Raw genomic sequence first — 23,314 nt, forward strand, 5'->3', positions numbered from 1 at the left:
GGGGCAGGTCACGATTGACACCGAGCCCAGCCTCACCGCCGATACAGTCGGGTGATGATCAGCGAGCAGCCTCCCGTCGAGTACCACGTCGCCAGAGCGGCCGAGATGGATCCGGTGACGCTCTACCGCGTGCTGAAGATCCGCGTCGACGTCTTCGTCGTCGAGCAGACGGCGCTCTTCGCCGATCTCGACGGACGCGACATCGAGGACGGCACCCTCATCGCCTGGGCGCAGGAGGGCGACGAGGTACTCGCGACGATCCGGATCCTGACCGAGGCCGAGCACTCGGAGATCGGACGCGTGGCCACCGCGTTCACCGCCCGCGGGCGGGGTCTCGCCGCGGAACTGATCCGTCGCGCCGTGGCCGACCACGGGCATCGGGAACTCCGCATGGGCGCCCAGAAACGCCTCGCCGACTGGTACGGCCGGTTCGGATTCGAGATCAGCGGCCCCGACTACGTGGAGGACGACATCGTGCACGTCCCGATGACGCGCGTGGCGGGATAGGACGTCGGCGTGACAGCAGGAGAACCGCGCGACCGCAGGACGAACTGCTGCGGAATCTCCTGCTCGGAGGCGGTCCTCCTGCTTTGCTGGGAAGCATGAGCTCGAGTACCGGCGGCACGGCGACTGCAGCGGGAGTGTCGTTCCAATGTCTCGTGACCGTCGAGGCCCTCATGGACGCACTCGAAGACGACACCGAGTTCGTCCTGACGGTGGAAGACCCAGTCGATGACGTCGTCGACTTCTCGATCGCCGCACCTGATGGACGGCTCAGGCTCGTCGCGCAGGCGAAAGCAGCGGTTTCGGGGGCCGCGGGTGACGAGCTCTCACCCGGAGAGATCATCCACATCGCCTCACGGCTCATCAGGATTGATGCCGAGCATCGGCTCATCACCACGAATCGTCGGCTCTCGACCGGTGCCGCAAAGCTCGTCGGCTGGCTCGGATCCCCCGAGGGTTCCACGATGAGTGCCGCAGAGTGCCGATCGAAGCTCCGTGAGTTGCTCCGGGCATCGACCGCAGCGACCGTCGACGGGATGACCGACGAGCACCTTCGACGACTTTGCACCCTTTCAGTCGAATCAGGTGTCGACCGTTCAGCCCTCGATCTTCGCCTCCGGAACCGCATCGTCGATTACCGACGGCGCACGGTCGGCGGCATCGGCGCAGAGAGTTCGCGGATACTCCTCGGGTCCATCATCGCGATCGTTCTGGAGCGTTCGGGGTCAGGCGGGCACCGAGGCCTCGATCGAGCTGCGGCCGAGCGGCTCCTGCAGGAGGACGGACATGTCCTCGCCGCTGCACTGGGGCGATACGAGTGGGGCCGACCCATCGGGCTTATCCCGGACATCGACTCGGTGGAACGCGACGAGGAGATGGCAAGGCTCGCCGTGCTGTTGCCCTCGGCTGCGCGGCCGAGATCCGTCCAGCGCACGGTGATCACCGGCCTCTCCGGAATCGGGAAGTCGACCATCGCAAGCCAGCTGGCCCGAGCCCGATCCGAGCTGTACGACGTCATCCTCTGGTTCGACGCCGGATCTCCCTCGTCCATCGACGCGCTCGCCTCGAGTCTGGGTGACGACAATGATGCCGGACGACGCGACGGCACCCCCACCTCCACCTGGTTCCGAGACCTCGTCGCACGGAGCAGCGCCAGATGGTTGATCGTGTTCGACAACGCATCGGGTGCCGCCACCGTCGATGAGTGGATCCCCCGCTCCGGACGCGTCGATGTCATGGCGACCTCAACCGATGCCACGGCCTGGGTGTCCTGGCCGGCACTCGAGGTCGGCCCGCTCACGGAGGAGGCGGCAGCAGACATGATCAGGCTCAGGCTCGGCCGACCGGACCTCGAGCCCGAGGAACGGGCGACCGCTGCCAAACTCGCGGAACACCTCGGGCGATGGCCGCTCGCGATCGAGCTGGCGTGCGCTTTCCTCGCGTCGAGTGGTCGAGGGCTCGACCTGACATCCGACTACCTGGATCTCCTCAGCGACAGGGTCATCGACGACCAACTCCTGATTCCTGCGGCGTACCGTTCGCATTCCACTCTGCTGCAGGCGGTACTCATCGCGTTCGATCAGGTCTCGGCCACCGACACGCACGGTGCGGGCGCGGGCGCTTCTGACCTGCTCGACGCGCTCGAATTCCTTCCACCGAGATCTGCTCCGCTCGACGTCGTCGCGCGCATCATGGACGCGCGCTCAGGCAGCGCATACACAGCACTCGAGGTCGACGAGGCGTGCCGCCGCGTCACGACGGCCTCGCTGATTCGCCGTGTGCGTGCCCAGCGCGGAGCCGAGACAGATGACGCACTCGCCATCAACGAGGTGGTCCTCGATATCGCGCGGCAGTTGCGTGACGACGTCGTGACCCAGGAGGTGCTCCTCGCCAGCCAGGAGGTCATCGCCGACATGGTCAAAGATGCCCTGGAGACCCAACGCTTCAGCCGGATCAAGACGCTCACGCCGTCAGCGGAATCCGTCCTCGACGGAGCAGGCCGCCTCGGATACTGGTCGGGTCATGGGGTCACGCTGATGGGTAATCTCGCGACGGCCTCCCTCGCCCGTCACGAATTCAGGAACGCGCACCGATGGTTCCTATCAGAGTGGATGGTCCTCGACGCTCTCGAACACGATGGCCCGCTCCTCCGGGCGAAGATCTCCTGCGGGATCGCGAGGTGCGCGCTGGAGCTGAACGCTCCGATCGACAAACTCGTCGGAATGCTCGACGTCGCGCTCACACAGTGCGAGGCCGTGCGTGAGACTGGCGACGCGTACGCGATCGGTGAACTTGCGAGGACAGAGCTCCAGATCGACGAGATCCTGCGCACGCTCGAACGTTCCGCGTCGGCAGCTGATTCCGATACGCTCAACGACCTCCGGAACCGGTTCGCACGAACCGCGGCGCCGGCAACGGACGAGTTTGATCGACGACGGATCGGCGATGCGCTCGACCACGCTGACGGGGACGCGGAGGCGATCGCCCTGTGCACGGCGCAACTCGCCGAGACGCCCCCGCCGGTCGAACGAGCCCACCTCCTCGGCCAACGCGCGGAGGCGCTCTGTTCGCTCGGCCACCACCAGGAGGGGCTCACGGACCTCGACGAGAGCCTGTCCGTGCTGCGCACCGCCGGTCTTCCCACCGAAACGGGGACGACATCCATCATCAACGTCTGGCGTCGATATGCGCTGGTGCTCCTCGGCTCTCCGGCACCCAGAGAGATCGGAGCGGAGGCCACGTGCATGGGACAGCAACTCGAACTCCGTTTCGCTGAGCTGAAGCCGGAGGCGCAGAGCGATCGAGACAGCCTTGCTGTTCTGCGGGCGAGCACCGCTGCCCTCACCGCGCCGCTCCCGATCGTCCAGTGGCTTGTCACGGACCTCGCCGAACGCGCTTTCGAACGATCGCACGGCGTACGCGACAACGCCGGTGACCTCAACCTCGTCCTCGGTTGCCGGAAGATCGCCGATCTCAGAGCCCGATTGGGCGAAGCACCGCTGCTACCCATGCATGGTTTCCAGCGTTCCGGCTCTACCGTCTTCGTCGAGGTCTCGAGCGGCTATTTCTCAAAGCTGTTCCTCAACCCGCTCGGTTCGGTTCGCGCCCGTTGGGCTCTCGAGCGCAACGGGGTGGCCCTCGTGCTCGACGGAGGTGCCGCCGCTGTGATCTGGAGCGGGCGAGCGGGATGGGATTGGGTGTTTCCTCAGGACCCGACGGCCGCCGCGATGACCGAGAGGCTCCGCGTCGTCATCAGCGAGTTTGCGCCGACGGTCGTCCTCGTCGATGAGATCGGAAGACAGCTTCCACTCCTCCCCCGTGACTCCTAGGGCCGTCAGCGGGCTCGGCTCCGTCGAGGACAAGGACACGTCACGGGCGCTCAATCACGCGGTTGGGAACGCCGTGTAATTCCTGAGCCGCCTTCCGGACCCTCACGGGTGCGCCGGTTGCTGAGCCTGTCGAAGGGCACACTTCGACAGGCTCAGTGACCGGGAATGGTCTCAGCGAGCGGGAATGGTCTCAGCGAGCGGGAGTGGTCTCAGCGAGCGGGAGTGGTCTCAGTGACCGGCGGCGGGACGCGTCAGCGCGCGATGGCGCGGACGATGCCCCACACGGCCAGCCCGGCCGCACCGGCGAGGCCCGCGACACCGGCGTAGAAGACCGCCGGGCGTTCGACCTTGACGGTCGCGATCTGCACGATGGCACGACGCTTGGCGCGGTGCACCTGCTTCGGGACGTTGAGCTTGTCCTCGATCGCGTTCAGCGTGGCGACGAGCTCGGCGCGAGCCTGCTCGGGCGAGGGCGTCGCCCCCGGGAACTGGTCAACGGTCATACTCGCCGAGTCCCTTCACTGCCTTGATGTCTTCCTTCACGTTGTCCATCGGGCTCGGGTCCTCGTTGATCTTCTTGAAGTACCGCAGCGCGATGAGCACGAGGACCGCCGCGACGAGGACGAAGAGCACGAAGACGCAGAGCGCCGCCAGCCACGAGGGCATGACGAGCGCGAGCGCGAGGATCAGCACGGCGACGAGCACGCCGACCGCGAAGAACAGGAACACCGCGGCGCCGGCGACGAACGCCGCTCCGATGCCCGCGTACTTGCCCTTGTGGGCCAGCTGCGTCTTGAGGTTGGCGATCTCGGCCTTGACCAGGTTCGAGACGACCCCGGGCAGCTGGCCGACGAGGGTCAGGAGGGATTCGTCGCGCTTGTCGTAGCGCGGCTCCGAGCGGTTGCGGTCACTCATGAACGGCATCGTCGGTGCTACTCGCCGCTCTTGGGCTTCGGTGCCGTCGTCTTGGGCGCGGCAGGCTTGCGCACTGCGGGCTTCGAGGCCGACGACGTCGAGGTGCCGGAGGCCGTGCGTGCGTCCTTGACCGTCTCGGACACGTCCTGGACGGTGTCTTCGGTCTTCGACTCAGCCTTGCGGTGCACTGAGCCTGTCGAAGTGTCGAGCTTCTGGCCGGGCGTCGAGCCCTGCTGGCTGACGACCTTCGCGACGGCGCTGACGCCGCTCCAGAGAGCCGCGGGGACCTCGCTGATGCGTGCCTTGGCGAAGTCCTCGACCTTGCCGCGCTGCGCGCGCACCGGCTTCGCGTTCCACAGCTTGACCCACTGCGTCTTGATCTGCTCGTAGCGTTCGCGTCCGGCGCGGGTACCGAGCACGTAGCCCGTGAGCCCACCGACGACGAACATGACCTTGCCCTTCATGGCGCCTCCGTCTGTTCGAGTGGTGCTGTGATGCTGCATCCAACGGGACCAGCGTAGTCGGGTGTCACTCCGACGCCACCATCCGGTCGGGGGTTGACAGGAAAAGATGCCGGGTCGGGCATATGGGCGTATCTACCGCTGCAGCGCCTGATGGCGGAGTCGTGCCGCCGCCTCGTGGGCGTCGGGCACCACCGAGGCGAGCCCCGTGCCCGACAACCAGGCACCCGTGACCGCGAGGTCGGGCACCTCGGCCACTGCTTCCCGGATGGCCGTCGAGCGTTCGCGCTGGCCGCGGGCGGCGGTCGGCTGCGTCCCCGTCCAGGAGATGCGGTGGAAGCCGCGGACGCTGCCCGGGTCGAGCTGGACGCCGAGCATCGCGGACGCGTCGTGCAACGCCGTCGAGAGCAGCTCCTCGTCGGTCAACGCGCTCGTCGCGTCGGCTTCGCCCTGACGACCGAAGGACAGGCGGACGACGTGGCGGTGCTCGCCCTGCGCCTTCGCGCGGTCGGCGAGCCAGGCCCACTTCGCCGTCGCATGGGTGAGCGCCTTGGCGTGGAGCGTCGAGCCGGGTGCGACGAGCAGCCCGGAGCCACGCGGTGCGGCGTCGAGTGCCGGTTCGTCGAGCACGATCGTCACGAGCTCGATCGGCGCGGGCAGGACCGGGTCGCCCGCGTCGTCGCCGGCGGCGGGGAGGTCGCGGAGCGCCGGCCCGACGTCGGCCAGCAGGTTGCGGGCCGGCTGCTCGGGCGTCGCGATGAGGACCAGATCGGCCTCGAGCACCCGGCCGTCGGTCAGGGCGACGTACCAGGGGGCCTTCGACGCGCCGGCGGCCGCGGGACGCTCGCTCATCCGCGGGAGGCCGGCGTCGCCGAGGCCGACACCCGGTGCGTCCACGTCGATGTCGAACGGGTTCCGGGAGATCGCCGTGACGGCGACGCCGGTGATGAGCGTCGACCCCCACCGCTCGAGTTCCGCGGTCAAGCCGTCGACGAGGACGGTCATGCCGCCGTCGAGGCCACCGACCGCGGCACCGGCGGGCGCGTTCTCCCGGAGAGCCGCAACGGCGAGGGACAGCGCCCCGGTGCGCGTCAGCGCGGCGTTCAGCCCGGGAGCCGCGCGGTCGACGTCGAGGTCGTCTGGAGCGGCCGAGTAGACGCCCGAGGTGACCGGAGCGACGAGGAGATCGTGGACGGCCGCGCCCATGCGCTTCCGGACGAGCGCACCGAGGTTGTGCTCGGTGCCGATCGTGAGCGGCGGGCGGATGCGGTCGAGGTAGGCGCGCAGGGCACCCTTCCAGCCGATGACCCGACGGACGTCGTCGGCGAGGGGGTTCGTCGGGATGCCCAGCAGTCCCGCCTTGGGGAGCGGGACACTCCGCTGCGGCTGTCCGGGCTTGGCGACGTGCAACCAGGCCCCTGCCCGGTTGGGACGCACGACGCGGTCGGTCAGGCCCAGTTGCTCGATGAGCTCGGCGACCGAGCCACCGCGCGTCGCGAAGCTCTCGGCACCGACGTCGACGCGGAGACCCGCGACCTCGGCGGCCGCGAGCGCGCCACCGAACGACTCCTGCGCGTCGACGACCGTCACCGAGATGCCGACCTTGGCGCAGTCGACCGCGCCGACGAGTCCGGCCACACCACCGCCGATGACGACGAGACGCTTGGGCTCGAGACTCATGCGGGCTGCCAATCGTGGGCGAGGGCGACGATGCGGGTCAGGACGTCCGGGTCAGTCTCGGGCGGGACCCCGTGGCCGAGGTTGAGGACGTGCGACGGCGCCGCCGTCCCGCGCTGGAGGATGTCGAGGACGTGCGCCTCGAGGACCGGCCATGGGGCGGCGAGCAGTGCCGGGTCGATGTTGCCCTGCACGGGGACGGCGCCACCGAGGCGTCGGATGCCCTCGTCGAGCGCCAACCGGTAGTCGATCCCGACCACGTCGGCGCCGACCCGGTGCATCGCACCGAGCAGTTCACCGGTCCCGACGCCGAAGTGCACCTTCGGGACGGGGAGGTCGGCGACGTGCGCGAGCGCGGCCCGGGAGGCCGGGGCGACGTGACGCTCGTAGTCCTCGAGGGAGAGTGCCCCCGCCCACGAGTCGAAGAGCTGCGCGGCCGACGCACCGGCGAGCACCTGGGCGCGGAGGAAGCGACCGGTGACATCCGCGCACCAGGCCATGAGCTTCGCCCACGACTCCGGGTCGGCGTGCATGAGGGTGCGGGCGGCGAGGTGGTCCTTCGACGGTCCGCCCTCGACGAGATAGGCGGCGAGCGTGAACGGTGCACCCGCGAAGCCGATGAGCGGCGTGCGGCCGTCGCCTATACCCGCGAGCCCGGCGACGGTGAGCGCGACGCCCTCGCGGATCGGTGCAAGCGTGTCGTCGAGGACGGCCGGGTCGAGCGCGACGAGCGCGTCGACCTCGGCGGCCGTCCGAACCGCGGAACCCATGACAGGACCACGGCCCGGCACGATCTCGACCGCGACCCCGGCCTGCTTCAGCGGCACCACGATGTCGCTGAAGAAGATGGCCGCGTCCGTCCCGTGCCGCCGGATGGGCTGGAGGGTGATCTCGCTCGCCATCGCCGGGTCGAGGCAGGCGTCGAGCATGGCCGTCCCGATCCGCAACTCGCGGTACTCGGGCAACGACCGGCCGGCCTGACGCATGAACCAGACGGGCGTCCGCTCGGGACGGGTGCCGCGGTACGCGGTGATGAGCGGCGACGACTGGGTCACGCCGGTGACGAGCGGGTGTTCGGGTGGGAGACTCACCCCTCCATCCTCCCATCTCCGCCCTGAGAGGGAGGGGGACGCGTGCGGCCGGGTGAGGGTCACCTGGGTGGCTTCCAGGAGAGGCCGACGTGCACGCTCGGGTAGACTCATCGGGTGCTCATGTGTGTGACGGCGAGCCATAAGAACGCCACCTTCGACCTCCTCGAACGACTCTCAGTCGGTGCCGAGGGCGTTGCCGCGCGCCTGGTCGAGCACCACGAGTGCGTCTCGGGTGCCGTCGTCGTGGCCACCTGCAACCGGTTCGAGGCGTACATCGACCTCGACGAGCCCGTCACCGCCGCTGCATCCGTCGCCTTCGAGGCCGCTGCGGAGGCCGTCAGCGAGACCACCGGCATCCCCGCCGAGCAGCTGCGGGAGGTGTTCGACCTCAGCGTCGGCACCGCGGCAGCCGAGCACCTCTTCGCCGTGTCGGCCGGACTCGAGTCCGTCGTCGTCGGTGAGGGCGAGATCGCCGGCCAGGTGCGGCGCTCCCTCGAGGCCGCTCGCGCCGGTGGCACCACCAGTTCCGAACTGGAGCGCCTGTTCCAGCGCGCGTCCCAGACCTCCCGTGGCATCAAGAACCGCACGCCGCTCGGGCGCGCCGGTCGCTCAATCGTGCGCCTCGCCCTCGACCTCGCGGAGAGCCGCATCGACGACTGGGCCACGCAGCGCGTGTTGCTCGTCGGCACCGGTGCGTACGCCGGCGCGAGCCTCGCCGCCCTCCGCGACCGCGGCGTCACCGACGTCCTCGTGTACTCGCCGTCCGGCCGCGCCGAGAAGTTCGCGCGCTCGCACGAGATCGGCTGGATCGGACACGACGACCTCGCCCGCACCACCGGCGAGGTCGACATCATCGTCACCTGCACCACCGCCGAGGGCCACGTGGTCGACGCCGAACTGCTCCGCGCGGGTCGCACGGCCGTCGCCGCCGACCACCGTGCGCGAGCCGCGGCTGCCACGGACGCACCGACGCTCTCGCTGGTCACCGCGTCCGACGCACCGGCCGCACCCGAGCCCACCGGGGTCTCCGCGCTCGTCCACGACGTCATCACCGAGGCCGCCGCCGAGTGCCCGGTGCCGCACGCGTCGGCACAGCTCGTCATCGACCTCGGCCTGCCGCGCAACGTCGACCCCGACGTCTCCACCGTCTCCGGTGTCGTTCTGCTCGACCTCGAGACCATCCGCATCCACGCGCCGCTCGAGGAGCTGCAGGCCACCGAGGTCGCGCGCTCCATCGTCAGCCGAGCCGCGCAGAAGTTCGCCGCGGTCGGCGAGGAGCGCAGCCTCGAGCCCGCCGTCGTCGCACTCCGCAGCCACGTGCACGCACTCGTCGAGGCCGAGGTCACCCGTGCGACCGCTCGCGGCGACGACGACGGTTCGACCGCCCGTGCGCTGCGTCACCTCGCCGGAGTGCTGCTGCACGAACCGACGGTGCGCGCACGGAACCTCGCGCGCAACGGCGAGCAGGCCGCGTACACGACGGCGCTGCAGACGCTCTTCGGCATCGACGTCCCGCAGACACCGGCGGTCGTCGTGCCGGTCGCCGACACCGACTCGGCCGCCTCCGCCTCCTAGGCTTCCGACGGCACCGGGCTTCTCGCGTCGGGTGGCTCCGGTCACCGAGCCGAACCCCGGTCACCGAGCCTGTCGAGGTGCGCGAACACGCGACCCGACCATGGACGTTCCTCGTGTGCCCTTCGACACTTCGACAGGCTCAGTGCGGCGCAGCTCAGGGACCGGAGAGGGTTGCCGCTCAGGGAACGGTTCACGCACCGCCCTTCGACAAGCTCAGGGACCGGAGAGGGTTACCGATCAGGGACCGGGGGTGCCGCTCAGGGACCGGAGAGGGGTGCTACTCAGGTACGGGAGGAGGGTTGCCGCCCAGGGACCGGGACGGGAGGGGCGCTGGAACGACGAACGGGCACCGGCGCGATGCCGATGCCCGTCGTGATCCGCCTGCGGAGCAGGCCGTGGATCAGTAGTCGTAGTTGTAGTCGTACGAGCTCGCGCCGGCGATCGCGCCGGCGATGATCAGGAAGTAGAAGATGATCACGATGATGCCGGCGAGGACCGACACGCCGCTCACGATGGTGCCGGCGAGGGCCAGGCCGCGGCCCTGCTCACCGGTCCGCTTGATCTGACCGAGCGCGATGATGCCGAGCACGAGGCCGACGACGCCGAACCCGACGAACGGGGCGATGAGCGAGATGATCGCCATGACGTTCGTCTTCGGGCCGGTCGGCTGCGCGTAGCCGTACGGCGCCTGGGGCTGTCCGTACGGAGCGGCTGGCTGGCCGTAGGGGTTCTGCTGCTGCCCGTAGGGTGCCTGCGGCTGGCCGTAGGGGTTCTGCTGCTCGCCGTAGGGCGCCTGCGGCTGACCGTACTTCGGCTGCTCGCCGTACTGCGGAGCCTGCTGGCCCGACTGCTCACCGTAGGGCGAAGGCTGGCCGTACTGCGGAGCCTGTTCGCCGTACTGCGGAGCCGGCGGAACCTGAGATTCGCCGTAGGCCGGCTGCTGGGGGTTCTGGCTCTGACCGTATGGGTCGTTCGGCTGGCCGGAGTTCGGATCAGTCATGAAGGTGCACCTCGCGCATAGGGGTTCGACGAACGGACTCATGCTTGCAGCGCGCCGTCGCCTTGTCAACACAGGGTAACCCGCGATCCCTGATGTTCACTGGGCTCGCGCGGCGGGCACCGGAGGCGGTGGCAAGATGGACGAGGGGGTGCGGATGGACGAGGAGTCGGTGGCGGAAGCCGAGGACGTCACGCTCGCCGATGCCCCGCCGGTCGCCGAGCGGCCTGGCGCCCTGACCATCGCCGGGATCGTCGCCGTCGACTGGGTCCACTCCGTCGTCTGGCACACGCGGGCCTTCTTCAGCGGCCGAATCCCGAGGGAGTACGTCCGAGGTGACGCGAGTCGCCCCGTCGTCGTCCTCATCCCCGGCGTGTACGAGACCTGGGCGTTCCTGAAGCCGGTCGCCGACCGCCTGAACGCCGACGGCTACCGGATCCGCATCGCCCGCGGCCTCGGATACAACCGCAAACCCATCCGCGACACGGCGGCCCGCTTCGCCCGCGCGCTCGGGCGGTTGCCGAAGCCCGCCGCCGGGTGCGTCATCGTCGCGCACAGCAAGGGTGGCCTTGTCGGAAAGGAGCTGCTCCTCACCGAACGCGAGCGGCTGGGCCTGCTCGGGGTCGTCGCGATCTGCTCGCCGTTCTCCGGGTCGGTGCTCGCGAAGTACGTCGTCGACCCGAGCCTCCGCGCCTTCCTCCCGACGGACGAGACCATCGTCGCGCTCGGCGCCCCGCACGACGTCAACGCCGACATCGTCTCGATCTACAGCACCTTCGACCCGCACGTGCCGTCCAGCAGCGTGCTGCCCGGGGCGACGAACGTGCTCCTCCCGGTGCCGGGTCACTTCGTGATCCTCAGCACGGACGAGCTCAAGGACGCCGTGGAACTCGCCGTCGACGGGTTCGCCGATCGGGTGCGGCCCGCACCCGACACCGAGCGCCCGGCCGACCGGTGAGCCGCGCACCAGAGGGCTCGGGCAGCGCGCTCCCCGACATCCTCGTGTCCGCGGTCGCGATCGTCCGCGGGCGGCGGGTGCTCATGGTGACGGCTCGCGGCCGCGACGTCCTCTACATGCCGGGCGGGAAGATCGACGCGGGCGAGACGCCCGCCGAGGCCGCCGTCCGGGAGGCACGCGAGGAGGTCGCGGTCGAGATCGATCCGGCGCAGGTGTCGCCGTTGTTCACGGTGGTCACGCAGGCGCACGGCGAACCCGACGGCCGGCTCGTGCGGATGCACGTCTTCGCGGCCGAGACGGACGAGACACCGACGCCCTCCGCCGAAGTGAGCGCGGTCCACTGGGTGGGTACGGGGTCACTCGACCGCTGCCCACCTGCGGGGCGCGACGTGCTCGAACGCCTCGCGGCGGCGGGGCTCATCGACTGAGGAGCCCTTCAACACGCTCAGGGACCGGCGGGGGTGAGCCCTTCGACAAGCTCAGGGACCGGCCGACCAGGGACCGGATGAGTGAGACCGGCTCAGTGCACGTACTCGAGGAGGTCCTGGCCGAGGATCCGGACGGCGTCGACCACCCCGAGGCGCGTGCCGAGCTCCGTGTCGTCGTAGCTCGTGCACACGGCGTAGCTCACGGCACCGTTCGGGCCGCGGAGGATACCCGCCTCGGCTCGCACACCGACCCCGGAACCGGTCTTGTTGAAGAGCTGGATGCCGTGGTCGGGCTCACGGTGGGCCAATGGGTCGAGCCCGAAGCCCGAGGCGACGAGCGAGAGGTCGGTGTTGAGCGACAACCAGGCCAGGACCCGGCGGCTCGTGGTGGCGTCGACGATCTCGCCCGTCGCGAGTGCCTGGAACAGCCAGGCGAGTTCGCGGGCGGACCCGACGGAGAGCTGCGGTGCGTTGTCGGGGCCGCGGTGGTCGCGGACGATGTCGAGGAGGGCCGTGCGCTTCAGCCCGATCTCCTCGGCACGGTGGCGGACGGCGTCGAGGCCGATGTGGCGGAGCAGGACGTTCGTGGCGAGGTTGTCGCTCGTCGCGCCGACGAGGGCTGCGAGGTCGGCGACCGGGAGGGACGGCGCTTGGAGGTGCTGCCAGATCCCGGAGTCGGCGACGGCGTCGAGTGGCTCGCGGTCGAGGATGGTGAGCCCGCTGAAGTCGGCGTCGCCCAGACGGGCCGCGACCTCGATGAGGAGGAGGACCTTGCCGATCGAGGCAGTGGGCACGACGACGTGGTCGTCGGCCGACATGAGCATCTCGCCGGTGGTGATGTCGTTGATCCGGAGGCTGACCTGCGCACCCGACGCGGCCAGCTCACCGAGGGCGCTGAACCCGCGGGTGAAGGGTTCGATCTGGGCGGAGGCACGGTGGCGCCCTCGACGCGCATCGCGCGAACGGCGACGTTCCGACTCGTGCACTCGTGAAGCCACGGCTGACCGAACTCCTCTGCTCCAGATGGTGATCCCGACGATCCTGCGGGTGTGGACCTGCCCCGGTCAGCCCACTCGACGGCCGTCCGACGACCCGCGCAGCGGGCCTCCGGATGTGCCGTCCACGGTATCGTAAGCGCCCTTCGCGCTGGCTGCGAATCTGGGCCTGGGAACGTCGTTCCCGGGCGCGTCGGTCCGACATCCGTCGCTTCCATCGCCCGCGAATCCGGTCGGTCCACCGCCCGGATCCCGTCGGGCTCAGAGCCTGATCAGGGGCGAGCGCGGGCTGGGAACTGGGTCGCGAACTTGCCGCCGCTGACGTCGATCAGCGCACCGGTGACGTAGCCCGCCTGGTCGCTCGCGAGGAACCGGACGACGTTCGCGACGTCCTCCGGTTCCTCCCATCGGCGCACCGAGAGCGTGTCGAGGAGTTCGTCCTGCTGCGCCGTCGGGAGCTCGGCGAAGCCGTTCATCGCCGTCGGCACCATGCCGGGGGCGTAGGCGTTCACCGTGATGCCCCACGGCCCCAGTTCGCTCGCGAGGACCCTGGTGAGCTGCACCACCGCGGACTTCGACGCCGCGTAGGCCGCGCTGCCGACGCTCGGGATGACCGCGGCGAAGCTCGCGGCGTTGATGATGCGGCCGGAGCGCTGTTCCTTCAGATACGGGATGACCGCCTTCGACACCCGGAAGACGCCGCCGACGTTGACGTCGAAGCACCTCGTCCACGCGGCGTCGCTCGTCTCCTCGAGCAGTGACTGCACGTTGACCCCGGCGTTGTTCACGAGGACGTCGATCCCTCCGAGCCCGGCGGCAGCCGCCGCGACCGCGCTCGACACCGATTCCTCGGAACGCACGTCGCATGCGATGGCGACGAGGTCGCCGTGGCGGGACGCCACGAGCGCGTCCAGGGAGGAGACGTCGAGGTCGAGCACCGCGACGCGGGACCCCTCGGCGAGGAAGGACTCCACGAGGGTGAGCCCGATTCCGCGAGCACCTCCGGTCACGATCACCCGTCGATCCGTCAGGTCCAGCAGCATCGGTGTCTCCCGTCGTTTGAGCGCGTCCGTCGACGCGTCGACCCGATGTCGACGGCAGCGTGCGCACCAGGCGAGTAAAACATACTTATGATCGATCAGCTCGATATACTGGCGTCATGACGGATCGAGTGCTCTGGGTGACGGGTGGCGGCAGCGGCATGGGGCAGGCCGTGGCGGTGTCTGCCGCTGAGGCGGGCTGGCGCGTCGCCGTGACGGGTCGACGCCGCGAGGCGCTCCTCGAGACCGTCGAAGCCGTCACCTCCGCCGGTGGTACTGCCCTCGCCGCGGAGGCCGACGCGACGGACCCCGCTTCGCTCACCCGAGCCCACGAACGCATCGTCGCCGGACTCGGCCCGGTCGACGACCTCGTCACGGCGGCGGGGCTGAACGCACCACGGCGTCGGTGGGACGACCAGTCGATGACGGAGTTCGCCGCGATCGTCGACACCAACCTCACCTCGGTCGCCCGGACGATCGACCTCGCGCTGCCCACCATCAGGGACGCACAGGGACGGATCGTCGTCATCTCCTCCTTCGCCGGTTGGCGCTTCTCGACGAAAGGTGGCGTCGCCTACAGCGCGAGCAAGACCGCGCTCGCCTCGCTCTGCGCGACCCTCAACGAGGAGGAGGGACTCCGCGGCGTCGGCGCCACCCACCTCTGCCCGGGCGACGTCGACACCCCGTTCCTCTCCATGCGGCCGCAGGTGCCGGACGCTGCGGCGCGCGAGACGATGCTGACACCCGAGGACATCGGCCGCGCCGTGCGGTTCATCCTCGACGGCCCGCCACACGTGCGGATCGATGAGCTCGTGATCTCCCCCACCCGTCCGTCAGCACGGGCGTGAGCCGCGCACCGGGGACGTCGGCCTTCGAACGGACGCTCGACCGGATCGGTACCGACATCGTCGACGGCGGACTGCCCGCCGGCACGGTGTGCACGGTGGACGAGCTGGTCGCCATGGCCGGACATTCCCGCTCGGTGGTCCGGGAGGCGACCCGCGTGCTCTCCGGCATGGGACTCCTCGCCAGCAAGGCGCACGTCGGCCACACCGTGCAGCCGTCGTCGAGCTGGGACTGGTTGCAGCCTCGGGTGCTCCGCTGGGCGTTGGCGAGCGGACGACGGGAGTCCACCCTCCTCGCGATCCGCGAACTCCGCACCGCGACCGAGCCGGAGTCGGCACGGCTCGCGGCCGAGCGACGCAGCGACGACGACGCCCGCGAGCTCCGCGTGACGAGTGAGGCGCTCCGCGCGGCTGCGGTTCGCCAGGATCCGATCGCGTTCCTCGAGGCCGACCTCCTGCTGCATCGCCTCATCCGGCGCGCGGCGGCGAACCCGATCCTCGACCGGGTCGGCGACGCCGTCGACGAGGCCCTCCGGGATCGTGTGGACCAGCTGCCCGGCGACGGCATCGACCACCACGACGCGGCGTTGCACACGGACCTCGCGTCGGCGATCGAGGCGCAGGACGGCGAGCGGGCCGCCGCGACGATGCGCGTGATCATCCTCCGCACGGCCTGACGGCGGCGATGCCCGACCGCCCCTCGCACTCACGGTTCTCGCAGCTTCGTGAAACACGTCCGTCACGCAGGTAACGACCGTGTTGCAGTGCTGGAAAATATTTGCAAGCTTCCTGTACTTATTGAATACTGTTTCCACACCCACTGAAAACAGCAGGGATCGACCGCGGTTTCCCGGTCACTCCGGATCCCGGGCCAACGACGGCCCGGACTCCCGATCCCAGAATCGAGGAGCAGCACCATGCGCAAGCGCACCCTTCCGCTGGCCGTCCTCGCCACCGCGGCACTCGGCCTCACCGCCTGTGCCGGTGGCGGTTCCGGCTCAGGCGACGTCTCGGCAGACGGCCAGACGCTCACCGTCTGGATCATGCAGGGCACCAACCCCGACTCCGAGGCCTTCTTCAAGGAGGTCGGCTCGGCCTTCAAGAAGGAGACCGGCGCCACCCTCAAGGTCGAGTACGTGCAGTGGGCCGACGCCCACGACCGCTTCGTGACGTCGATCGCCGGGAACACCACCCCCGACGTCGCCGAGACGGGCACCACCTGGACGGCCGAGTTCGCCGATGCCGGCGCCCTCGCCCCCATCGGCGACTACGTCGACAAGGCCGGCCTGAAGGACGACCTCGTCAAGGGCCTCGCCGACTCCGGTACGTACGACGGCGAGCTCTACGGCATGCCGTGGTACGCCGGCGTCCGCTCGATCGTCTACCGCACCGACGTCTTCGAGGAGCTCGGCCTCAAGGCGCCGACCACCTGGCAGGAGATCATCGACGCCGGCACCGCGATCAAGGCCGCCAAGCCCGACATGATCCCGTTCCCCGTCCCCGGTGACGCCGAGTTCACGGCGTACCCCTGGGTCTGGGGCGCCGGCGGCGAGGTCTCCGAGCTCGACGGCGACACCTGGAAGTCGGGGCTCGCGAGCGACGACTCACGCAAGGGCATCCAGTTCTGGACCGACCTGGCCACCAAGTACGACCTCTCCTCCTCGGGTGCCACCACCTGGAAGGAGACGGACGTCCTCGACAACTTCGTGCAGGACAAGGTCGCCATGGCGATCATGGGCTCCTGGACCCCGGCGACGATCGTCCAGAAGAACCCGGAGCTCGAGGGCAAGTTCGCCGCCATCCCGATCCCGGGTGAAGACGGCGGCATGTCGCCCTCCGTGCTCGGCGGTTCGCACCTCAGCATGTTCAACACCTCGAAGAACAAGGACCTCGCGTTCCAGTTCATCGAGATGATGACCACCGGCAAGTTCGCCTCCGAGTGGGCCGAGCAGACCGGCTACTTCCCCGGCCAGACCTCGCTCCTCAGTGACTCGACCGAGAGCGACGACCCGCTGGTGAAGCCCTTCGCCGAGCAGTTCGTCGACGGCGGCGCTTCCCTCCCCGTGACCCCGAAGTTCGGTGCGGTGCAGGCGAAGAAGACCACCAACGCGATGATCCAGGCCATCCTCTCCGGAAGCAAGTCGGTCGACCAGGCGACGACCGATGCCGCCAAGGAGATGGACGACATCATGAACGGCAAGTAGCCGATCGTGTCGACCCTCACCCCGCCCACGGTCACCCGCGAAGCCCCCGCTTCGCGGGTGGCCGGGGGCCCCTCCCCCAAGCGGCTGCGCCTCCTGATGCGCACCCGCCCCTGGCTGCTGCTCGCGCCGGCACTCCTCGTCCTCGCCGTGCTCCTCCTCTGGCCGCTCATCCGCGTCGTCCTGTTCTCCCTGCAGGACTACGGCCTGCGCGAGATCGTCAGCGGCGACACCAACTTCAACGGCGGCGCCAACTACGCCGAGGTCTTCGCCGACCCGACCCTCTGGACCGTCGTCCTCCCGAACACCGTCTTCTTCGCCGCGGCCGCCGTCATCGGTACGGTCGTCCTCGGCACCCTCGTCGCCCTGCTCATGGCGAACCTCGGCTCCTTCTGGCGCACCATCGTCGGCAGCGCCATCATGGTCGCCTGGGCGATGCCCGCCGTCACCGGCACCTACGTCTGGGTCTGGATCTTCGACGCCGACCGCGGCATCGTCAACCAGACGCTCATGGGGCTCGGGCTCATGGACGAGCCCTTCAACTGGTTCACGAACCAGTTCACGTTCTACGGCATCGCGCTGCTGAACGTGATCCACCACGGCTTCCCGTTCGTGGCCATCACCGTCCTCGCCGGCCTGCTCGGCGTGTCCAAGGAGATGCTGGAAGCCGCCGAGATGGACGGGGCGGGCGCGTTCCGTCGCTTCTTCCAGATCACCTTCCCGTCGCTGCGCCAGGTGTTCTCGGTCGTGATCATCCTGTCGACCATCTGGGACTTCAAGGTGTTCGCGCAGATCTACCTCATGCCGGGTGGTTCCGGCTCGAACCGCGAGGTGTTGAACCTCGGCGTGTGGTCGTACGTGGAGTCCTTCGGGCAGAACCGCTACGGCTTCGGCTCCGCGATCGCGGTGCTGTTGACGCTCGTCCTGCTCGGCATCACGATCGTCTACATCCGCGCCCTCATGAAGGAGGACGAACTGTGACCACCCACGCTCCCGCCCCCACCGCCGCCCGTCGACAGGCTCAAGGGCCGGGCACCGACCGGTCCACCAAGCCGCAGGTCCCGATGCACCGGAAGGCGAGCGGTCGGAAGATCCGCTCGAACACCGTCAAGGCGATCCTCGTCACCCTCCTGCTCGTGTTCACGCTGTTCCCGGCGTACTGGATGCTGTCGAGCGCGTTCGACGCGCAGGCGTCGAGCGGCGGCCAGTCCTTCTTCCCGAAGGAGTTGTCGTTCACGAACTTCGAGTCGGTGCTGACCGACGGCGGGTTCGCGGTCTTCCTCCGCAACTCCGCGATCGTCGCCGGTGCGACGGTGCTCATCTCCGCCGCCGTCGCGCTCCTGGCGTCGGTCGCGGTCGCCCGCTTCCGGTTCAAGTTCCGCACCGCGGTGCTGCTCATGATCCTCGTCGTGCAGATGGTGCCGCTCGAGGCGCTCGTGATCCCGCTGTTCGTGCAGATCCGTGACCTGCAGCTGCTCAACACGCTGCTCGGGCTCATCATCGTGTACGTCGCGCTCGCACTGCCGTTCGGCATCTGGATGCTGCGCGGCTTCGTCGCGGCGGTGCCCGTGGAGCTCGAAGAGGCGGCGTTCCTCGACGGCGCCAGCTGGTGGCGCATGTTCCGCTCGATCATGCTCCCGCTCGTGGCCCCCGGCCTCGTCGCGACGAGCGTGTTCAGCTTCATCACGGCCTGGAACGAGTTCATCTTCGCGATGACCCTGCTCGGCGGCTCGACGGAGAACTACACGGTGGCCATCGGCCTCAAGCAGTTCTTCGGCCTGAACTCCAACGACTGGGGTTCGGTCATGGCGGCGTCGACCATCATCACGATCCCGGTCATGATCTTCTTCATCCTCGTGCAGCGCCGCCTCTCGGGCGGACTGGTGTCCGGAGCGGTGAAGGGATGATCGACCCCGACGTCGCGCGGCTCGTCCGGGGCGTCCTCTGGCCGGGCTTCCTCGGCCGGACCGCCCCGGACTGGCTGCTGCGCGAGCTGGACGGCGGCCTCGCGGGCGTCGTGTACTTCGGGCAGAACCTCTCCTCGGACCCCGCGGAGGTCGCGGCGCTGTCGGCCGAACTCCGCGACCACCGGCCCGAGATCCTCATCGGCGTCGACGAGGAGGGCGGCAACGTCTCCCGCCTCGAGGCGCAGACGGGCTCCACCCTGCCCGGGCATGCGCAGCTCGGTGCACTCGACGACGTCGAGACGACGCGCGCGGTGGGTGCGGCACTCGCCGAGCGGCTCCACGCCGCCGGGGCGAACGTCGCCCTCGCGCCCGTCGCCGATGTGAACACCAACCCAGCGAACCCGGTGATCGGGGTGCGCTCGTTCGGCCCCACCGCCGAGCTCGTCTCCCGCCACGTCGCCGCGATGGTCGACGGTCTGCAGACCGGCGGGGTCGCCGCCTGCGTCAAGCACTACCCCGGCCACGGCGACACGGCGAGCGACTCGCACCTGGATCTGCCCCGCATCGACCTGGACCTGGCGGAGCTCGAAGCCGAGCACCTGCCACCGTTCGACGCGGCGATCGCCGCCGGCGTCGCGAGTGTCATGACCGCCCACATCGTCGTCCCGGCGTTCGGTGACGCCCCGGCGACGCTCAACCCGATCCCCCTCCGTCGGCTGCGCGAAAGCGGCTTCGACGGCGTGATCATCTCCGACGCGCTCGACATGGCCGCCATCCGGTCCACCACCGGCTCAGGACGCGGCGCTGTCCTCGCCCTCGAGGCCGGCGTCGACCTGCTCTGCATCGGCAACCCGTCCAACCTCGGGCCGAAGCAGGGCGCGACGACCGACGAGGACGACTACCTCGAGGTGTTCGAGGCGGTCTGCGCCGCAGTCGCCGACGGCGAGCTCGATCGAGCGATCGTCGAGCGCGCGGCCGCCCGTGTGGCGTGGCTCGCGCGGTCTGTCAGCCCTTCCCCGGTCCCTGAGCTTGTCGAAGGGCGCTTCTCCGACGCCATCCGGCGGGTCGTGCGCGTCCGGGGCGACGTCGCCATCACGGCCTCGGCGATCACCCTCGTCGACCTCCGCGACCGACCGACGTTCGCCGTCGCCTCGGCCCACGATCCGTTCGCCGAGTCACTCGCCGAACGGTTCGACGTCACCCGGCTCGCTGCCGGCCCGAGCCTCCGGACACCGGATCCGCAGGCCGAGGCGCCCGCCTCCGATGAGCTGACCCTCCTGCTCGCGACGATCCCCGCCGACGACGGGGTCGTCCTCCTCTCGGACCGTCTCGGCGACGACACCCCGCAGCGGCTCGCGGTGGACCGCGTCGCGCTGGTCCGCCCGGACGCCGTCGTCGTGAGCGTCGGGCTGCCGATCTCCGAGGACGCCGTCCTGCCCCTGCCGGTGATCGACACGCTCGCGGCCTCCCGGGCGTCCGCCGACCGGGTCACCGAACTCCTCACCACGGCCTCCACCGCGGCGCCGATGCGCCATCAGTACGACCAGCACCACCGGAACGGATCATGAACCACCTCGCAGCACCCGTCCTCGCCATCGATCTCGGGAAGACCTCCTGCCGCGCCCGTATCACGAGCGGGTCCGTCGACGACCTGACCGTCCTCGCGGAGGCCCGCGGCCACGGTGCACCGGGCCTCGCCGACCACGAGGGTGCGGAGCTGTCCGCCCGCGCAGTCCTCGAGACGGTCGCGCACCTTCCGGCGGGCCTCCTCGCCGAGGTGCAGCACGTGGGTATCGGCGCCGCCGGGGTGGAGGCGGCACCGCACGAGGTCGCTGCGTTCACCGCCGAGCTTCGCCTGGCGCTCGGAGCGACGATCGCCGTCGTGAACGACGCCCTGGCAGCCCACGCCGGCGCCTTCGCCGGTGGTCCCGGCACGGTACTCATCGCCGGCACCGGATCCGTCGTGTTCGACGTCGACGCCGACGGCTCCGTGAAGCAGATCGACGGGTGGGGTCCCTGGCTCGGAGACGAGGGCAGCGGTCGATGGATCGGGCAGCAGGGCCTCGAGGCGTGCATGCGTGCCTTCGACGGGCGCGGCCCCGCGACCACGTTGCTCGCCGACGCCGAGGCGCTCATCGGATCGATCCCCGCGCTCCCCCGCTGGGTCTCCAGCACCGGAGCACCGGCCCGCCAACTCGGCACCTTCGCGCCCACGGTCATCATCCGAGCCGAGGAGGGCGACGCCGTCGCCGCGGACATCGTCGACGCCGCCTGCGCCCACCTCGCCGTGAGCGCCGCCGCCGCCGGCACGGGCGCCGTGTGCGTCGTCGGCGGGATCGCCTCCCACCCCTACGTCGCCGCACATCTCGCGACGGCCATGCACGAGGTCGGCGTCGACCTCGTCGCACCCCGCGGTGACGCGCTCGACGGAGCCAGGCTCGTCGCACTCGACACCGCGATCTCCTACGACGGAAGGGTCGTGCGCGACGATGTCCACGCAGTCTGAGAGCGCCTCACCACCGGTCCCTGAGCCTGTCGAAGGACCTGGGCCGATCACCGCAGGGCTGACCTCCGACCGCGACACCATCCGCGCGGAGCTCGCCACCCTCTCGACGGAGCAGGTGAACGAGCGACACCCCGACCTCGACGCCCTCTCCACGCGGGAACTCGTCGCCGCGATGAACGAGGACAACCGTTCCGTCCCCGACGCCATCGCGGCCGTCGAACCCGAGATCGCCGAGGCCGTCGAAGCGATCGTCGAGTGCCTCCGCCGGGGCGGACGACTCGTCTACCTGGGCGCCGGGACCGCCGGACGGATGGGCATCCTCGACGCGAGTGAGGCGCCACCCACGTTCGGGACCGACCCCGGCCTCATCGTCGGGCTCATCGCGGGTGGTCCGGGCGCCATCCAGCAGGCGGTGGAGAACGCCGAGGACCGCGACGACCTCGGTCGGGCGGATCTGGAATCGCTGTCGATCACCGCGGACGACGCCGTCGTGGGTGTCTCCGCATCCGGTCGCACGCCCTACGTCCTGGGCGCCCTCGAATACGCGCGCTCGATCGGTGCGATCACCATCGGCCTGTCGTGCAACGCCGGCTCCCCACTCGCCCGGGACGCGGACATCGGCATCGAGGCGGTCGTCGGTCCGGAGCTCCTCACGGGATCGACCCGGCTGAAGGCGGGGACGGCGCAGAAGCTCGTGCTCAACATGCTGTCGACGATCACGATGGTGCGGCTCGGGAAGACGTACCGGAACCTCATGGTCGACCTCCTCACCACGAACGAGAAGCTGCGGGCGCGGGCGGAACGCACGGTCATGCTGGCGACCGACGTCGACGCCGCCACGGCCGCGAAGACGCTCGCATCCGTGGACGGCTGGGTGAAGGCCGCTATCCTCGTCCTCGTGACCGGCATCGCCGCAGATGAAGCAGTCGCCCGCCTCCGTGGTGGCGACGGCTCCCTCAGTGCGGCCATCGCAGCGCACTCCGTCGAAGACCCGACGGGGGCCGCACCGGATGTCCACTGACGCGCTGCTCGTGCTCCGCCAGGCGATCCCTCGTCTGAGCGCCGCCGAGACGCGCGTCGCCGAGACCATCATCGGCACCCCCTCGCTCGTCGTCGAGTTGACCATCACCGAACTCGCGAAGGCGTGCGGCACCTCCCAGGCGACCGTCGCGCGGTTCTGCCAGACCATCGGGTACACCGGCTACCGGGAGTTCCGGGTGGCCGTCGCGACCTCCACGAGTCGCGAGCAGGCGGAGCGTGACCGGTTCGAGGTCGACGACGCCGACATCGACCCGGACGACTCGGTGGAGACGGTCGTCGCGAAGGTCGCGTACCAGGAGGTGCAGGCGATCGAGCTCACCGCCCGCTCGCTCGACCGCGACGCCCTGGACGCGGTCGTCGACGCCCTCCTCGTCGCCCCACGGATCGACATCATCGGCTTCGGGTCCTCGAACCTCACGGCGCAGGACCTCCACCAGAAGCTCTACCGGATCGGCATGCCGGCCAACACCTTCGTCGACGCCCACCTCGCACTGCCCTCGGCCGCCCTCCTCGGGCCGGGTGGCGTCGCCATCGGCATCTCGCACTCCGGGCTCACGGTCGAGACCGAGCAGGCGATGCAGCTCGCGCGGGCAGCCGGCGCGACGACCGTGTGCATCACCAACTTCCCCGACTCCCCCATCGCGAGCCGCTGCGACCTCGTCCTCGCGACGCAGGCGAGGGAGAGCCGATACCGCTCGGGTGCGATGTCCTCGCGCATCGCCCAGCTCGCGCTCGTCGACTTACTCTTCATCCGCGTCGCCCAGCGTCGCTACGACGCCGCGGCGGAGTCGCTCCGCGTCACCTACGAGTCGATCCAGGACCACCGCATCGACACCTGAGTTCG

Annotated in this window: 22 protein-coding genes; 14 read left to right on the forward strand and 8 right to left on the reverse strand. The window is 69.8% G+C overall.

All coding sequences use genetic code 11. The features are described 5' to 3' along the window. Nucleotides 1-54 precede the first annotated feature (54 nt). Entirely contained in the window at nucleotides 55-507 is a 453-nt protein-coding gene (locus ACLIME_RS12670; protein ID WP_411557135.1) for a GNAT family N-acetyltransferase, read from the forward strand. A gap of 95 nt (nucleotides 508-602) precedes the next feature. Continuing rightward, the gene (locus ACLIME_RS12675; protein WP_411557136.1) at nucleotides 603-3,833 is read left to right on the forward strand and encodes a hypothetical protein; all 3,231 of its coding nucleotides are present in this window, start codon (nucleotides 603-605) and stop codon (nucleotides 3,831-3,833) included. A gap of 251 nt (nucleotides 3,834-4,084) precedes the next feature. On the opposite strand, the gene ACLIME_RS12680 is transcribed toward ACLIME_RS12675, so the two are convergent. The 5 genes from ACLIME_RS12680 to hemE all read right to left on the reverse strand — a co-directional run bounded on the left by ACLIME_RS12680 (nucleotide 4,085) and on the right by hemE (nucleotide 7,977). After that, a complete protein-coding gene (locus ACLIME_RS12680) occupies nucleotides 4,085-4,336 on the reverse strand; it encodes a DUF3618 domain-containing protein (RefSeq protein WP_079003603.1) in 252 nt (83 codons plus the stop codon). Then, entirely contained in the window at nucleotides 4,326-4,748 is a 423-nt protein-coding gene (locus ACLIME_RS12685) for a phage holin family protein (protein WP_064294953.1), read from the reverse strand. The genes ACLIME_RS12680 and ACLIME_RS12685 overlap by 11 nt, the downstream gene beginning before the upstream one ends. 17 nt (nucleotides 4,749-4,765) lie before the next feature. Next, on the reverse strand, nucleotides 4,766-5,251 hold the full coding sequence (locus ACLIME_RS12690; RefSeq protein ID WP_411557137.1) for a hypothetical protein: 486 nt from the start codon (nucleotides 5,249-5,251) through the stop codon (nucleotides 4,766-4,768). 93 nt (nucleotides 5,252-5,344) lie between these two features. Continuing rightward, nucleotides 5,345-6,889 carry a protoporphyrinogen/coproporphyrinogen oxidase gene (locus ACLIME_RS12695; RefSeq protein WP_411557138.1) on the reverse strand — a complete coding sequence of 515 codons (1,545 nt, stop codon included), beginning with the start codon at nucleotides 6,887-6,889 and terminating at the stop codon, nucleotides 5,345-5,347. Further along, the gene (gene hemE / locus ACLIME_RS12700) at nucleotides 6,886-7,977 is read right to left on the reverse strand and encodes a uroporphyrinogen decarboxylase (RefSeq protein ID WP_411557139.1); all 1,092 of its coding nucleotides are present in this window, start codon (nucleotides 7,975-7,977) and stop codon (nucleotides 6,886-6,888) included. Before hemE ends, ACLIME_RS12695 begins: the two co-directional genes overlap by 4 nt. Nucleotides 7,978-8,091: 114 nt before the next feature. Between hemE and ACLIME_RS12705 the strand changes: the two genes are divergently transcribed. Next, entirely contained in the window at nucleotides 8,092-9,552 is a 1,461-nt protein-coding gene (locus tag ACLIME_RS12705; RefSeq protein ID WP_411557140.1) for a glutamyl-tRNA reductase, read from the forward strand. 400 nt (nucleotides 9,553-9,952) lie between these two features. Here the strand turns inward: ACLIME_RS12705 and ACLIME_RS12710 are convergent, their stop codons facing one another. Continuing rightward, on the reverse strand, nucleotides 9,953-10,552 hold the full coding sequence (locus tag ACLIME_RS12710; protein WP_411557141.1) for a DUF4190 domain-containing protein: 600 nt from the start codon (nucleotides 10,550-10,552) through the stop codon (nucleotides 9,953-9,955). A 136-nt stretch (nucleotides 10,553-10,688) separates the two neighbouring features. Between ACLIME_RS12710 and ACLIME_RS12715 the strand changes: the two genes are divergently transcribed. Then, complete coding sequence (locus tag ACLIME_RS12715; protein ID WP_411557142.1) at nucleotides 10,689-11,507, forward strand: esterase/lipase family protein; 819 nt, start codon at nucleotides 10,689-10,691, stop codon at nucleotides 11,505-11,507. Continuing rightward, complete coding sequence (locus ACLIME_RS12720) at nucleotides 11,504-11,935, forward strand: NUDIX hydrolase (RefSeq protein ID WP_411557143.1); 432 nt, start codon at nucleotides 11,504-11,506, stop codon at nucleotides 11,933-11,935. Before ACLIME_RS12715 ends, ACLIME_RS12720 begins: the two co-directional genes overlap by 4 nt. A 92-nt stretch (nucleotides 11,936-12,027) precedes the next feature. Here ACLIME_RS12720 and ACLIME_RS12725 read toward each other — a convergent pair whose 3' ends face one another. Both ACLIME_RS12725 and ACLIME_RS12730 read right to left on the reverse strand, forming a co-directional pair. Then, nucleotides 12,028-12,933, reverse strand: a complete 906-nt coding sequence (locus ACLIME_RS12725; protein WP_064294922.1) for a serine hydrolase — start codon at nucleotides 12,931-12,933, stop codon at nucleotides 12,028-12,030. Between the two features lie 269 nt (nucleotides 12,934-13,202). Beyond that, nucleotides 13,203-13,973 carry an SDR family NAD(P)-dependent oxidoreductase gene (locus tag ACLIME_RS12730; RefSeq protein WP_411557144.1) on the reverse strand — a complete coding sequence of 257 codons (771 nt, stop codon included), beginning with the start codon at nucleotides 13,971-13,973 and terminating at the stop codon, nucleotides 13,203-13,205. Nucleotides 13,974-14,089: 116 nt separating this feature from the next. On the opposite strand from ACLIME_RS12730, the gene ACLIME_RS12735 reads away from it, so the two are divergent. From ACLIME_RS12735 to ACLIME_RS12775, 9 genes are all read left to right on the forward strand, one after another. After that, nucleotides 14,090-14,818: an SDR family oxidoreductase gene (locus ACLIME_RS12735; RefSeq protein ID WP_411557145.1), complete on the forward strand. Its 729-nt coding sequence runs from the start codon at nucleotides 14,090-14,092 to the stop codon at nucleotides 14,816-14,818. Continuing rightward, entirely contained in the window at nucleotides 14,815-15,492 is a 678-nt protein-coding gene (locus tag ACLIME_RS12740; protein WP_411557146.1) for a FadR/GntR family transcriptional regulator, read from the forward strand. Before ACLIME_RS12735 ends, ACLIME_RS12740 begins: the two co-directional genes overlap by 4 nt. Nucleotides 15,493-15,732: 240 nt before the next feature. Then, nucleotides 15,733-17,019, forward strand: coding sequence for a sugar ABC transporter substrate-binding protein (locus ACLIME_RS12745; RefSeq protein WP_064294926.1), 1,287 nt, complete (start codon nucleotides 15,733-15,735; stop codon nucleotides 17,017-17,019). 6 nt (nucleotides 17,020-17,025) lie between these two features. After that, nucleotides 17,026-17,997, forward strand: a complete 972-nt coding sequence (locus ACLIME_RS12750; protein ID WP_411557147.1) for a carbohydrate ABC transporter permease — start codon at nucleotides 17,026-17,028, stop codon at nucleotides 17,995-17,997. 83 nt (nucleotides 17,998-18,080) lie between these two features. Then, a complete protein-coding gene (locus ACLIME_RS12755) occupies nucleotides 18,081-18,923 on the forward strand; it encodes a carbohydrate ABC transporter permease (RefSeq protein WP_079706980.1) in 843 nt (280 codons plus the stop codon). Then, nucleotides 18,920-20,491, forward strand: a complete 1,572-nt coding sequence (locus tag ACLIME_RS12760; protein ID WP_411557148.1) for a glycoside hydrolase family 3 protein — start codon at nucleotides 18,920-18,922, stop codon at nucleotides 20,489-20,491. Before ACLIME_RS12755 ends, ACLIME_RS12760 begins: the two co-directional genes overlap by 4 nt. After that, a complete protein-coding gene (locus ACLIME_RS12765) occupies nucleotides 20,488-21,429 on the forward strand; it encodes an N-acetylglucosamine kinase (protein ID WP_411557149.1) in 942 nt (313 codons plus the stop codon). Before ACLIME_RS12760 ends, ACLIME_RS12765 begins: the two co-directional genes overlap by 4 nt. Next, entirely contained in the window at nucleotides 21,413-22,450 is a 1,038-nt protein-coding gene (gene murQ, locus ACLIME_RS12770) for an N-acetylmuramic acid 6-phosphate etherase (RefSeq protein WP_411557150.1), read from the forward strand. The genes ACLIME_RS12765 and murQ overlap by 17 nt, the downstream gene beginning before the upstream one ends. Then, nucleotides 22,440-23,309 carry a MurR/RpiR family transcriptional regulator gene (locus ACLIME_RS12775; RefSeq protein WP_085514317.1) on the forward strand — a complete coding sequence of 290 codons (870 nt, stop codon included), beginning with the start codon at nucleotides 22,440-22,442 and terminating at the stop codon, nucleotides 23,307-23,309. The genes murQ and ACLIME_RS12775 overlap by 11 nt, the downstream gene beginning before the upstream one ends. Nucleotides 23,310-23,314: the final 5 nt, after the last annotated feature.

This window comes from Plantibacter sp. MPB07, from assembly GCF_046619465.1.
Taxonomy (GTDB): domain Bacteria; phylum Actinomycetota; class Actinomycetes; order Actinomycetales; family Microbacteriaceae; genus Plantibacter; species Plantibacter auratus.